The organism is Bacillus cereus group sp. BfR-BA-01382 (assembly GCF_022663475.1).
GTDB lineage: Bacteria > Bacillota > Bacilli > Bacillales > Bacillaceae_G > Bacillus_A > Bacillus_A thuringiensis_S.
Genome location: NZ_JAKUFQ010000078.1, coordinates 1 through 13,141 on the forward strand (window position 1 = coordinate 1; position 13,141 = coordinate 13,141).

Below are 13,141 nucleotides of genomic sequence, written 5' to 3' on the forward strand. Positions count from 1 at the left end.
AAAGAAACAAAATGAACAAAATAACGGAGGAGGCCAAGGAACGACACCTCCAGCGAATAACGGAGGAGGCCAAGGAACGACACCTCCAGCGAATAACGGAGGAGGTCAAGGAACGACACCTCCAGCGAATAACGGAGGAAACCAAGGAACGACACCTCCAGCAAATAGCGGAGGAGGTCAAGGAACGACACCTCCAGCGAATAATGATGGAGGTCAAGGAACTCCAACCCCACCTGCAACAGTACAACCAAATAATGGTGGAAATGCAGGAGAGGTTCCTGCCAATAATGGACAATAAGAAAAATTTATAGAAAAGTTTTCAAAAAAGCACTTAAGATTTGTGGGAATTTACAATCTTAAGTGCTTTTTTCATTTTGCTATAGAAAATTTTATGTTAAGGGCCGGATAGAAGAAAAAGAGTGAATGTAGTTTATGTGAAATGTAACGTAAAGAGAGAAATGATTGTATGTATGGGTTATTCCGGAAAGGGACTAACTGTAATGGATTACATAAAGCATTAAATAAGTGGGAATTATATTCAAGTCTTTAATAAATGTCTTTCTTTAACGGTTACTTTCGTTTGGAAAACAATAAAAAAGTCGAATTTCTTATTTAAGAAATTCGACTTTTTATGTTGAAACTGGATTAAAGGTTCGCTTTATTAAGATGTAGGGTAATACAGTGATAGCTATTAAATGTTAAACGTACCATAAAAATTTTGGAAATAAATTGAAGGGAAATGATAAAAGACTTGAGTCGGAGGTAGTGGAGGATAACTATGGCTATAAATGGTAGTACTACTTGGGTGTGCACCATGATGCCAAAATGAGGGGGTAACTTGACCGGGAATTTGATATTGTTGCCAAGTTGCGGGAAGTTCAATTCCTACATCGGAGCTAGCTGTATGAACTGCAGGAACATGTATCCCAGGAGTCGAAGGAACTACGGCAGTTACTCTTAATGATACCCACATAAAATATTCACTCCTAAGTTGTGTTAATAAATTAGTATATTCTTTTCACACGTATAAAGGTACATATATAGGACTTTCGTTTAAAACATGCGTACAAAGTCTTAAGACTAATGTAAGCTGATGGTGGACTATTTAATATGAAAAGATACGTCTATTTGCGGAGGGAAAAGAGATCAATAAAATGTACAATGAGGTTGTTAATCGTAATATTTTACGAGTGTATGGAGGTATTTTTATGGAACGATTATGGACGAAATCATTTATTAAAATGACTTTCGCAATGTTATTTTTATTTACAGGATTTTATTTACTTGTTCCAACGCTACCGCTCTTTATTAAAGAGATAGGTGGCAATGAATCGCAAGTTGGACTCATGATGGGGATGTTTACGATAGCTGCTGTAGTAATACGACCGATTATTGGAGGAATGCTAGATCAATATGGTAGAAGATCCTTTATTATTTTCGGACTTATCTTTTTTGGATTAACGATGTATTCCTATAATATAGCATCGACTATTGTCCTTTTAGCTGTTTTACGTGTTATTCACGGAGTAACATGGGCTGTTTCTACAACAGCTGTTGGAACAGCAATAACTGATATTATTCCAGATTCACGCCGTGGAGAAGGAATGGGCTGGTACGGGATGGCGATGACAATTGCAATGGCCATCGGACCTATGATTGGATTATGGGTTGTGCAAAATTATTCATTTAATGGTCTATTTTTATTAGCGACGTTGTTATCTTTTATGGCAGTCGTATTATCACTAATAACGAAGATGCCATTTACGCTACAAAAAGAAAAAGGAAAAATTCAGCTATTTGAGAAATCCGTATTAACAATCACGATTGTAGTATTCTTTTTATCGTTTGCATATGGAGGAATAACAACCTTTTTACCGTTATTTGCATCATCAATTCATGTAAATCCGGGAACTTTCTTTCTTGTATATGCAATTGCATTAACAATTGTAAGACCAATTTCAGGGAAACTATTAGATAAGTGTGGAGAAGTATTCATCATACTCCCAGCATTATGTATTACTATTTTAGCTATAGTTGTTTTAACTATTTCAAATGGTTTGATAGGTGTAATTATCGCAGCAACATTATACGGTATTGGATTTGGTTCAGCGCAGCCAGCTTTGCAAGCGGCAATGCTTACAATTGTCGATCCGAGTAAAAGAGGAGTTGCAAATGCTTCATTTTTTACAGCGTTTGATTTAGGAATCGGGTTAGGTGCTATTGTACTTGGAGTTGTTTCACAAATGTTTGGTTATCGTATTTTATTTTCAGGGAGTGCAATTTCAGCATTGATAGCCTTAATTATTTTCGTCTTCTTTGTAAAACAACGATTAGGAAAAAAAGAGTTTGTGTAAACTGGAGGAATAAAGCTGGAAATTTCAATTGATCGTAAAGCTCTGCAATGGTTCCAGGAAGAATTACGTATAAAGCACGGTGAATCTGTACGTGTTACTGTAAGGTACGGAGGGGATAGTTCAATTCAGCCCGGATATTCTTTAGGGGTTGTTGCTGAGAAACCAGATGGAGAAATAGTGTCAGTTGAGAAGGAAGGTATTATATTTTTTGTAGATTGTGATGATCTTTGGTATTTTCAAAACTATGATTTATTTGTAAGTTATCATGAGGAAATGGAAGAAATTCAATTTAATTATGTAAAATAATAACTTTATTAAAAATGAATAAGTTTTATATAAAAATTATATTTAAGAGATAGTGAAATAAATATCATATAGTAACGAGCTGTATTTATGTATAGCTCGTTTTTTTTATTTCTCAAATAAAATTAGAATAATTGTATATTTGGCGGTGTTACATGAAAAATCTTTATATCTTGTTTTTTAAAATACGCAAAGAAGTCTATTCTTTCTTTATAAAACATAAGAATTATTTTCAAAAAATTGTATTGTTACAGTAAGAAAAGTGTAGGAAACTTATCATTATAAAATAAATTGAAATCTTCTAAAAACTCTGATACATTGAAGTAGAAATGTAGTTTCACAATATTGTAAAGGCTTACAGTTATGTGCACGAAGATCTATTAGGATTGGAGGAAATAATGATGAAAGCTGAAGAAAAATTTTCCCCGGGATTAGATGGTATAGTGGCAGCGGAGACGAAAATTTCGTTTCTTGACACAGTAAAAGGTGAAATTGTAATTCAAGGGTATGACTTAATCGAACTCTCAAAAACAAAAGAGTATTTAGACATTGTGCACCTTTTATTGGAGGAACACCTACCGAATGAAGATGAAAAAGCAACACTTGAAAAGAAACTAAAAGAAGAATATGCAGTACCAGAAGGTGTATTCAACGTACTAAAGGCATTGCCTAAAGAGACGCATCCCATGGATGGATTACGTACAGGTGTGTCAGCGTTAGCTGGTTACGATAATGATATCGAAAACCGCTCGTTAGAAGTGAATAAAAGCCGAGGGTACAAGCTGTTAAGTAAAGTGCCAAACATTGTAGCGAATAGCTATCATATTTTAAATAATGAGGAGCCAATTGAACCTCTTAAAGAATTATCTTATAGTGCGAATTTCTTCTATATGTTAACTGGTAAAAAACCAACTGAACTTGAGGAAAAGATCTTTGATCGTTCCCTTGTTTTATATAGTGAGCATGAAATGCCAAACTCTACATTTACAGCTCGCGTTATTGCATCAACACAATCAGATTTATACGGTGCTTTAACAGGTGCAGTTGCATCTTTAAAAGGAAGTTTACATGGCGGTGCAAATGAAGCGGTTATGTACATGTTTTTAGAAGCTGGTAATGTTGAGAAATTTGAAGAGTTATTACAGAAGAAACTATATAACAAAGAAAAAATTATGGGCTTTGGACACCGTGTTTATATGAAGAAGATGGATCCAAGAGCACTTATGATGAAGGAAGCTTTAAAACAGTTATGTGATGTAAAAGGTGATTATACACTATATGAAATGTGTGAAGCTGGAGAAAAGATTATGGAAAAAGAAAAAGGAATTTATCCAAATCTTGATTATTATGCAGCTCCAGTATATTGGATGCTAGGTATTCCAATTCAACTTTATACACCAATCTTCTTTAGCTCTAGAACAGTGGGGTTATGTGCGCACGTTATTGAGCAACATGCAAATAATCGTTTGTTCCGTCCACGTGTAAATTATATTGGCGAGCGACATGTACTTAGTAAATAAGAACAACTGGGGAGTTGTTAGCGCCGCCCGCCAGATGGGTGTTTGACCGACACCCATCATTAATAATAACGAATTTTCGACAGAAAGGGAAGGATAGCATGATTAAAACAAATGAAATTAAGCAAAAAGATGCATTATTAGAAGAGATTACCGATTATGTATTAAATAAAGAGGTTACTAGTGCAGAAGCATTCAGTACAGCTCGTTACGTATTACTTGATACACTTGGATGTGGAATTTTAGCACTGCAATATCCAGAATGTACGAAATTACTAGGACCAGTTGTGCCAGGAACAATCGTGCCAAATGGTACACGTGTACCAGGTACGTCTTATGTACTAGATCCAGTAAAAGGTGCATTTAATATCGGATGTATGATCCGTTGGTTAGACTATAACGATACTTGGCTTGCAGCAGAGTGGGGACATCCATCTGATAACCTAGGCGGAATTTTAGCGGTTGCAGATTATATTAGCCGTGTTCGTATTTCAGAAGGAAAAGAAGCTTTAAAAGTACGTGAAGTATTAGAAATGATGATTAAAGCACATGAGATTCAAGGCGTGCTCGCTTTAGAAAACAGCTTAAACAGAGTTGGTCTTGACCATGTATTATATGTAAAAGTAGCAACAACTGCAGTAGTTGCGAAAATGCTTGGCGGAACACGTGAAGAAATCTTTAATGCATTATCACATGCGTGGATTGATAATTCTAGTCTTCGTACATATCGTCATGCTCCAAATACGGGCTCACGTAAATCATGGGCTGCAGGTGACGCAACGAGCCGCGGTGTTCATCTTGCAATGACTGCTCTAAAAGGTGAAATGGGTTATCCAACGGCCCTATCTGCACCAGGATGGGGATTCCAAGATGTATTATTCAATAAACAGGAATTAAAATTAGCAAGACCACTAGAGTCATATGTAATGGAAAATGTATTATTTAAAGTGTCATATCCAGCAGAATTCCATGCACAAACGGCTGCAGAATGTGCAGTGAAGTTGCATCCGGAAATTAAAGAGAGATTAGATGAAATTGACCGTATTACAATTACAACTCATGAATCAGCAATTCGTATTATTGATAAAGAAGGTCCATTAAATAACCCAGCTGATCGTGATCATTGCTTACAATACATTACGGCAATTGGTTTATTAAAAGGAGATATCGTTGCAGACGATTATGAAGATGCAGTAGCAAACGATCCACGTGTAGATGAATTACGTAATAAGATGGTTGTTGTTGAAAACAAACAGTACAGTTTAGATTACCTTGACCCGAACAAGCGCTCAATCGCCAACGCTGTTCAAGTTCACTTTAAAGATGGCACAGTAACAGAAAATGTGGAATGTGAATATCCACTTGGTCACCGTTTCCGTAGAGACGAAGCAATCCCAAAAGTTGTTCAAAAGTTCACTGCAAATATGGCAGGTCATTATTCTAGTAAGCAACAAGAACAAATTCATGAAGTTTGTTTAAATGAAGAAAAACTAGAAAATATGAATGTAAACGAATTTGTAGATCTATTCTTAATTTAATAATAGGGGGAATTTAGAATGGCTTGGGTTGTGAAAAAGCAGTCAACACAAGAGGAGCTTGCGAATCGATTCCGAGCTTTAGTAGAAGCAAATGAAATTTTGCAAATTCCAGGTGCTCATGATGCAATGGCGGCTTTAGTTGCAAAAAATACAGGTTTTTCAGCTCTTTATTTATCCGGAGCTGCTTATACTGCAAGTAAAGGGTTACCAGATTTAGGTATCGTGACGTCTACTGAAGTGGCTGAGAGAGCAAGAGATTTAGTAAGAGCTACAGACTTACCTGTTCTTGTTGACATTGATACAGGATTTGGTGGTGTACTAAATGTAGCGAGAACAGCTGTAGAAATGATGGAAGCGAAAGTAGCAGCTGTCCAAATTGAAGATCAGCAATTACCAAAAAAATGTGGACATTTAAATGGTAAGAAACTTGTTACTACAGAAGAATTGGTTCAAAAAATTAAAGCAATTAAAGAAGTTGCACCGAGCTTATACATTGTAGCACGTACTGATGCTCGCGGCGTTGAAGGATTAGATGAAGCAATTGAAAGAGCAAATGCATATGTAAAAGCCGGTGCAGATGCAATTTTCCCTGAAGCGCTTCAATCAGAGGAAGAATTCCGTCTATTTAATAGTAAGGTAAATGCACCTTTACTTGCGAATATGACTGAATTCGGAAAAACTCCATATTATAGTGCAGAGGAATTTGCGAATATGGGCTTTCAAATGGTTATTTATCCTGTAACTTCACTTCGCGTTGCAGCGAAAGCGTATGAAAATGTGTTTACTTTGATTAAAGAAACAGGTTCTCAAAAAGATGCACTTTCTAATATGCAAACGAGAAGTGAATTATACGAAACAATTTCATATCATGACTTTGAAGAGTTAGATACTGGTATTGCAAAAACAGTATTATCAGAAGATCAATAGATAAAGCAGTGAAGGCGATGAAAATACATCTTTGGCAAAATAAAATGCTTGATGTGAAAAATCATCGCCTTCTATTTTCAAAAAAAGATATTCCACTCATCGTAGACGAGCATAAGCAAAAAGCTATGAAAGCCGAATGATAGGGGGATACATATGGAGAAAACGAAGTTACCATGGGATGAATTTTTTTCACTCAATAAAGATATAAATCATACTTACTTTACACCAGAAGATTTTTCAGGTGATGAAGATTTAATCGCAAAAACGACAGAACAATTCGTTAAACAAGAAATTGTTCCACAAATGGAGAATATTGAACAACATAACTATAAAGTTTCTCGTCAATTATTTGAGAAAGCTGGGGAACTTGGATTATTAGGCATTGAGGTACCAGAAGATTATGGCGGGTTCGAGTTAGGAAAGGCTGTCTCAGGTCTTGTAGCAGAGAAAATGGGTTACGCTGGTGCATTTAGCGTTTCATTTAATATACACGCTGGTGTCGGTACATTGCCTTACATATATTACGGAACGAAAGAACAGAAAGAAAAATATTTACCAAAAATCGCATCGGGAGAATGGATTGGGGCTTATGCTTTAACTGAGCCAAATGCTGGTTCGGATGCATTAAGTGCAAAAACGAGCGCAGTATTGAATGAAGAGGGAACAGCTTGGAAGTTAAATGGTGAGAAGCAATGGATTACAAATGCTCATATGGCAGATGTATACGTTGTTTTTGCGAAGACAAATAAAGGAATGACAGCATTTATTGTCGAAAGAACATGTGAAGGTGTATCCATTGGGTTAGAAGAAAAGAAAATGGGTATTAAAGGTTCTTCAACGGCGACTCTTATTTTAGAAGATGTTGTCATCCCTGTTGAAAATGTTTTAGGGGAAGTTGGGAAAGGGCATCACGTAGCTCTTAATATTCTTAACTTTGCTAGACTTAAACTTGCTTTTGGAAATATTGGAACAGCAAAACAAGCAATTGGTTTGTCGGTTCAATATGGAAAAGAGCGAAAACAGTTCCAAACGGAATTAGTAGACTTTACGATGATTCAAGAGAAAATTGCAAATATGATCATTGCTACATATGGAGCCGAAAGTGCAGCTTACCGTACAGCAGGTGTAATTGATGAAGCAATTCATGAGAGCGATGAAGATCTTATGAAAAAAATGTCTCAATTTGCAATTGAATGTGCACTAAATAAAGTAAATGCTTCTGAAACACTTGCTTATATTGTAGATGAAGCTGTACAAATTCATGGTGGTTACGGTTATATGCAAGAGTACGAGGTAGAACGATTGTATCGTGATGCTAGAATTAGTCGTATTTTTGAAGGAACGAACGAAATTAATAGATTAACAGTTGCCAAAATGTTAATGAAGCAAATCGAACAATTAGAAGATACTGAAGTAGAAAGTGATGTAGCAAATGTCGAAAGAAACCATCGTTACATTTTATTAGCGAAAAAATTGTTGAAACAATCTTTGAAAACGCTCTCTAAAACTCCAAGTCTAAAAATCGACCAAGAACAAGAATATTCACGTGTAATATCAAATATGTTGACGGACGTGTACGTCATGGAATCAGCGTTTTTACGTACGAGAAAAGCAGTAAGTAAAAATGGTGAGGAAAAAGAACGTACGAAGCAACAAATAACGGATGTTATTTGTGAAGAAGGATATCGTAAAGTAGAAGAAGCGGCGATTTCTGTACTTTCAGCGGCTGTCACAGAAGAAAAAGATAGACATGTGATTTTAGCTGAAATCCGTCAATTATTAGTACCTTTATACACGAACGTATTTATGAAGAAGAGAGAAATTGCGAAAGCTATTATAAATCGTGGGAAATATATTGTGTAAATAGGAGGAAAGCGATATGAAAAAGATTGGTTTTATCGGTTTAGGTAACATGGGTCTTCCGATGTCAAAAAATCTAGTTAAATCAGGTTACACGGTATATGGCGTGGACTTAAATAAAGAGGCAGAAGCGTCCTTTGAAAAAGAAGGCGGAATTATCGGTCTATCAATCTTAAAACTAGCAGAAACATGTGATGTAGTTTTTACAAGTTTACCTTCACCTCGTGCTGTTGAAGCGGTATATTTTGGAGCAGAAGGATTATTTGAAAATGGTCACTCGAATGTAGTTTTCATTGATACAAGTACGGTATCGCCGCAGTTAAACAAACAATTAGAGGAAGTTGCAAAGGAAAAGAAAGTAGACTTTTTAGCAGCACCTGTGAGTGGTGGAGTAATCGGAGCCGAAAACCGTACATTAACGTTTATGGTTGGTGGATCAAAAGAGGTATATGAGAAAACGGAATCTATCATGGGCGTACTAGGCGCGAACATTTTCCACGTTAGTGAGCAGATTGATAGTGGTACAACTGTTAAGTTAATTAATAACTTATTAATTGGTTTTTATACAGCTGGAGTGAGTGAAGCTTTAACATTAGCGAAAAAGAACAATATGGATTTAGATAAAATGTTTGATATTTTAAATGTAAGTTACGGTCAAAGTAGAATTTATGAACGTAATTTTAAAAGTTTTATAGCACCTGAAAACTACGAGCCAGGATTTACTGTGAACTTATTGAAGAAAGATTTAGGATTTGCAGTTGACTTAGCTAAGGAAAGCGAACTCCATTTACCGGTAAGCGAAATGTTATTAAACGTATATGACGAAGCTAGTCAAGCTGGATATGGTGAAAACGATATGGCTGCTTTATATAAGAAAGTTAGCGAGCAATTAATTTCTAATCAAAAATAAATTATACAAAGGAGAGAATACAATGATTACAACTGAAATTAAACGAGTAAAAAATCACATTAACGGTGAGTGGGTTGAATCGACAGGTACGGAAGTAGAAGCAGTTCCAAATCCAGCGACTGGAAAAATTATCGCTTACGTTCCACTATCTCCAAAAGAAGATGTTGAAAAAGCTGTTGAAGCGGCAAAAGCAGCATTTGAAACGTGGTCTAAAGTACCAGTTCCGAATCGTTCAAGAAATTTATATAAATATTTACAGCTATTACAAGAAAACAAAGATGAGCTTGCGAAAATCATTACGCTAGAGAATGGTAAGACGCTAACGGATGCAACAGGTGAAGTACAGCGTGGTATTGAAGCAGTGGAACTTGCAACATCGGCACCTAATTTAATGATGGGTCAAGCGCTGCCGAATATTGCTAGTGGAATTGATGGATCAATTTGGCGCTACCCAATCGGAGTTGTTGCTGGTATTACGCCGTTTAACTTCCCAATGATGATTCCGTTATGGATGTTCCCACTTGCAATTGCTTGCGGTAATACATTCGTATTAAAAACATCGGAAAGAACGCCACTTTTAGCGGAGCGACTTGTAGAATTATTCTATGAAGCAGGTTTCCCAAAAGGCGTATTAAATTTAGTACAAGGCGGAAAAGATGTTGTAAATAGCATTTTAGAAAATAAAGATATTCAAGCTGTTTCGTTCGTCGGTTCTGAGCCAGTAGCTCGTTACGTATATGAAACAGGTACGAAACACGGAAAACGTGTACAAGCGTTAGCGGGTGCAAAAAACCATGCGATTGTAATGCCAGATTGCAATCTTGAGAAAACAGTACAAGGTGTAATTGGATCTGCATTTGCAAGTAGTGGAGAGCGCTGCATGGCATGCTCAGTAGTAGCAGTAGTGGATGAAATTGCTGATGAATTCATTGATGTATTAGTAGCAGAAACGAAAAAATTAAAAGTAGGCGATGGCTTTAACGAAGATAACTATGTTGGACCATTAATTCGTGAATCTCATAAAGAGCGTGTTTTAGGCTATATTAGTAGTGGTGTAGCAGATGGGGCAACTTTATTAGTAGATGGCCGTAAAATTAATGAAGAAGTTGGAGAAGGTTATTTTGTAGGTGCGACAATCTTTGATGGCGTGAATCAAGAAATGAAAATTTGGCAAGATGAAATTTTTGCTCCAGTATTAAGCATTGTACGTGTTAAAGATTTAGAAGAAGGTATTAAACTAACAAATCAATCTAAATTTGCAAATGGTGCGGTTATTTATACGTCAAATGGTAAACATGCACAAACATTCCGTGATAACATCGATGCTGGTATGATTGGTGTAAATGTAAATGTTCCAGCACCAATGGCATTCTTCGCATTTGCAGGAAATAAAGCTTCATTCTTTGGTGATTTAGGTACAAATGGTACAGATGGCGTTCAATTCTATACACGTAAAAAAGTTGTAACTGAGCGCTGGTTTTAATAAAGAGTAGACTGTCAAATTAGTTGTGAAATGAAAAACACCACTATTAATAGTGGTGTTTTTCGTTTTTATCAATTACTTTTTTCAAAAGCTAGTTTAACACCAAATCCAATTAGGACGATTCCTGTTAGCCCTTGAATATAACGTTGCGTTTTCGGTTTTTTCATAAAAGCACTAATTTTATCAATTAAAAATATATAAAACGCAAACCAAAAGGCGGTTAAAACGAGGTAAGTAAGGCCCATTACAAGAAGTTGAATAAATGTATTATGATTTGGATTTAAAAATTGCGGTAAAAAAGTTAAAAAGAAGACTGCTATCTTAGGATTTAATAAATTCGTTAGAAATCCTTGGCGAAAGCAAGAAGTATGTTTGTTTTCATTATTTAAAGATATATCATTTGTATCTACGCCTTCTTTATTTCTTACTGCTAAAAGGGCTTTAATACCGATATATATTAAATAGAGAGCCCCAACGTACTTGAAAATAGAAAATAAAAGAGCTGACTTTACAATAAGTGCAGAAAGACCAATTACAGCAGCTAAAGTATGAATTAATAGCGCGATACATGTACCGAACACTGTTTTTACTCCACCGACTTTACCGGCAATCAATGTATTTTTCGTAGCCATTGCTGTATCTGGACCAGGTAAAATGATAAGACAAATAGACATAATGATGAAAAGAAGATAATTTTCTATCATAGCCGTCCCTCCTTTTTATTTTTAGAATATTTGATTAAAATTAGTGTAGCACAAAAGTGGATTTAATAAAATTAAATCTTATTAAAAATCATTAAATAAAAAGGCTATATAGTAGCTGTAATTACACTACTATATAGCCTCGATTTTATCCCGCTATTTGCGGGTAGTAAGATTTCCACCGCACAAGATTTAGCTGAAGCAAAGAAGTTAGGTGGGGGATGAACAAAACACCCACGCATTACAGTTTCATTTTATGCATTAAGTAAGTTAAAGAAACGATTCACATCTTCTTCTGAAACGTCACTTAACTGTTTATATTTATAGTTCGGATTTTGATCTTTATCAACGACAACGGAGCGTACTCCTTCGAAGAAATCTTCATGTCTCATGAAATTTTTAGCAAGTATAAGGTCCGTAGCGAAGCATTCTTCAACGGATTTATCTTGTCCATCAATAAACTGTTTTAAGGTTACTTTTAGTGAAATAGGGGATTTTGATAACAGTGTTTCTTTTGTTTTTAGAGCAAAGGAACTTTCATCTTTCTCCAATGAATGGATGATTTCTTCAATTGTATCGAAAGCAAAATGTGAATTGATTGCTTCTAATGAAGGAGTCAGCTCGCTTTCTAAGTTTGGAGCAGTTGCAAATGTACGAATAACTTCTTTTAAATTAGTATGTACATCATCTTCTTTATGCCAATTTACACTTTCAAGTTCAGTAAGAAACTCTGGTAATGAATCAGATGTCATAAAGTAATCAGCAGCATTAATAAATAATACGTCAGAAGCTTTTAAAATAGATGCTGTTAAAGCAACGAAGCGTCCTGTATATCCAGGTGCTTTATTTAAGAAATATGCAGCTCCGACGTCTGGGAAGAAGCCGATATTCATCTCTGGCATTGCCCATTTCGTACGCTCAGTTACAATGCGATACTTCGCACCATTTGTAAGACCGACACCACCGCCCATTACAATTCCATCTAAACAAGCAATAATCGGTTTTGTATATTGATAAATATATGTATCAATTTCATACTCTTCTTCAAAAAAACGTTCTGCATGTTGCAATGCCACTTCATTGGAACGCGCTTCATAAAGAGTTTTAATGTCGCCGCCTGCACAAAAACCTTTTGTGCCAGCACCTTTTAACACGATAAGTGCAATACGCTCATCGTGTTCCCACTCTTTAAGTTTTTGTCCGATAGGTTGTAACATGTCATAAGATAAAGAATTAAGTGCTTTTGGACGGTTTAAAGTAATTGTTGCAACGCCGTTTTCACTAATAGAAAATAAAACGTGTTCAGTCATAATGCATCCTCCCTTACATATCTTCTTATTCTTAATTCTTGATATGTACTGAAATGTCCTTTATAAATTTTGTCAAAAGTTGACGGTAAATATTAATTTGGTCACCGCATATTTTGACGAGTTATCTTTGCAGGATTTCAGAGACTAAGGGGGAATATTACAACATTACTGTAAGTGTAATTATTTGAAGTTATAATAATAAAAGCGCTATTATATAGGTGTGAATTGTTCATTATCA

12 protein-coding genes and 1 pseudogene are annotated in these 13,141 nt (G+C 35.7%); 10 read left to right on the top strand and 3 right to left on the bottom strand.

Annotation, left to right across the window (positions count from 1 at the left end):
* Positions 1 to 298, top strand: a pseudogene (locus MR160_RS24220) (penicillin-binding protein); the annotation flags it as partial.
* Positions 299 to 691: 393 nt separating this feature from the next.
* Here MR160_RS24220 and MR160_RS24225 read toward each other — a convergent pair.
* The gene (locus tag MR160_RS24225; protein ID WP_000270162.1) at positions 692 to 973 is read right to left on the bottom strand and encodes a hypothetical protein; all 282 of its coding nucleotides are present in this window, start codon (positions 971 to 973) and stop codon (positions 692 to 694) included.
* A gap of 235 nt (positions 974 to 1,208) precedes the next feature.
* On the opposite strand from MR160_RS24225, the gene MR160_RS24230 reads away from it, so the two are divergent.
* The 9 genes from MR160_RS24230 to MR160_RS24265 all read left to right on the top strand — a co-directional run bounded on the left by MR160_RS24230 (position 1,209) and on the right by MR160_RS24265 (position 10,892).
* The gene (locus tag MR160_RS24230) at positions 1,209 to 2,354 is read left to right on the top strand and encodes an MFS transporter (RefSeq protein WP_000440639.1); all 1,146 of its coding nucleotides are present in this window, start codon (positions 1,209 to 1,211) and stop codon (positions 2,352 to 2,354) included.
* 15 nt (positions 2,355 to 2,369) lie between these two features.
* Complete coding sequence (locus MR160_RS24235; protein WP_025989028.1) at positions 2,370 to 2,660, top strand: HesB/YadR/YfhF family protein; 291 nt, start codon at positions 2,370 to 2,372, stop codon at positions 2,658 to 2,660.
* A 395-nt stretch (positions 2,661 to 3,055) separates the two neighbouring features.
* Positions 3,056 to 4,177, top strand: coding sequence for a citrate synthase (mmgD, locus tag MR160_RS24240; protein WP_242298217.1), 1,122 nt, complete (start codon positions 3,056 to 3,058; stop codon positions 4,175 to 4,177).
* Positions 4,178 to 4,275: 98 nt separating this feature from the next.
* Positions 4,276 to 5,712, top strand: coding sequence for a 2-methylcitrate dehydratase (gene prpD / locus MR160_RS24245; RefSeq protein WP_000598123.1), 1,437 nt, complete (start codon positions 4,276 to 4,278; stop codon positions 5,710 to 5,712).
* A gap of 18 nt (positions 5,713 to 5,730) precedes the next feature.
* Entirely contained in the window at positions 5,731 to 6,639 is a 909-nt protein-coding gene (gene prpB / locus MR160_RS24250; RefSeq protein WP_000312638.1) for a methylisocitrate lyase, read from the top strand.
* A 17-nt stretch (positions 6,640 to 6,656) separates the two neighbouring features.
* Positions 6,657 to 6,779, top strand: coding sequence for a hypothetical protein (locus MR160_RS34900; RefSeq protein WP_000690878.1), 123 nt, complete (start codon positions 6,657 to 6,659; stop codon positions 6,777 to 6,779).
* A 13-nt stretch (positions 6,780 to 6,792) separates the two neighbouring features.
* Positions 6,793 to 8,502 carry an acyl-CoA dehydrogenase family protein gene (locus MR160_RS24255; protein ID WP_000416004.1) on the top strand — a complete coding sequence of 570 codons (1,710 nt, stop codon included), beginning with the start codon at positions 6,793 to 6,795 and terminating at the stop codon, positions 8,500 to 8,502.
* Between the two features lie 16 nt (positions 8,503 to 8,518).
* Positions 8,519 to 9,409, top strand: coding sequence for an NAD(P)-dependent oxidoreductase (locus MR160_RS24260; protein WP_000719404.1), 891 nt, complete (start codon positions 8,519 to 8,521; stop codon positions 9,407 to 9,409).
* Between the two features lie 22 nt (positions 9,410 to 9,431).
* Positions 9,432 to 10,892, top strand: a complete 1,461-nt coding sequence (locus MR160_RS24265; RefSeq protein ID WP_000633340.1) for a CoA-acylating methylmalonate-semialdehyde dehydrogenase — start codon at positions 9,432 to 9,434, stop codon at positions 10,890 to 10,892.
* A 71-nt stretch (positions 10,893 to 10,963) separates the two neighbouring features.
* Here the strand turns inward: MR160_RS24265 and MR160_RS24270 are convergent, their stop codons facing one another.
* Both MR160_RS24270 and MR160_RS24275 read right to left on the bottom strand, forming a co-directional pair.
* Entirely contained in the window at positions 10,964 to 11,596 is a 633-nt protein-coding gene (locus tag MR160_RS24270) for a LysE family translocator (RefSeq protein ID WP_000572346.1), read from the bottom strand.
* Between the two features lie 251 nt (positions 11,597 to 11,847).
* On the bottom strand, positions 11,848 to 12,903 hold the full coding sequence (locus MR160_RS24275; RefSeq protein WP_000134894.1) for an enoyl-CoA hydratase/isomerase family protein: 1,056 nt from the start codon (positions 12,901 to 12,903) through the stop codon (positions 11,848 to 11,850).
* Positions 12,904 to 13,141: the final 238 nt, after the last annotated feature.

What these genes read in the sequence shown, in the direction of transcription:
- prpB (WP_000312638.1), top strand. Translation starts at nt 5,731, where the DNA reads ATGGCTTGGGTTGTGAAAAAGCAGTCAACACAAGAGGAGCTTGCGAAT.
- MR160_RS24225 (WP_000270162.1), bottom strand. Translation starts at nt 973, where the DNA reads ATGTGGGTATCATTAAGAGTAACTGCCGTAGTTCCTTCGACTCCTGGG.
- MR160_RS24260 (WP_000719404.1), top strand. Translation starts at nt 8,519, where the DNA reads ATGAAAAAGATTGGTTTTATCGGTTTAGGTAACATGGGTCTTCCGATG.
- prpD (WP_000598123.1), top strand. Translation starts at nt 4,276, where the DNA reads ATGATTAAAACAAATGAAATTAAGCAAAAAGATGCATTATTAGAAGAG.
- mmgD (WP_242298217.1), top strand. Translation starts at nt 3,056, where the DNA reads ATGATGAAAGCTGAAGAAAAATTTTCCCCGGGATTAGATGGTATAGTG.
- MR160_RS24270 (WP_000572346.1), bottom strand. Translation starts at nt 11,596, where the DNA reads ATGATAGAAAATTATCTTCTTTTCATCATTATGTCTATTTGTCTTATC.
- MR160_RS24255 (WP_000416004.1), top strand. Translation starts at nt 6,793, where the DNA reads ATGGAGAAAACGAAGTTACCATGGGATGAATTTTTTTCACTCAATAAA.
- MR160_RS24265 (WP_000633340.1), top strand. Translation starts at nt 9,432, where the DNA reads ATGATTACAACTGAAATTAAACGAGTAAAAAATCACATTAACGGTGAG.
- MR160_RS24230 (WP_000440639.1), top strand. Translation starts at nt 1,209, where the DNA reads ATGGAACGATTATGGACGAAATCATTTATTAAAATGACTTTCGCAATG.
- MR160_RS24275 (WP_000134894.1), bottom strand. Translation starts at nt 12,903, where the DNA reads ATGACTGAACACGTTTTATTTTCTATTAGTGAAAACGGCGTTGCAACA.
- MR160_RS34900 (WP_000690878.1), top strand. Translation starts at nt 6,657, where the DNA reads ATGAAAATACATCTTTGGCAAAATAAAATGCTTGATGTGAAAAATCAT.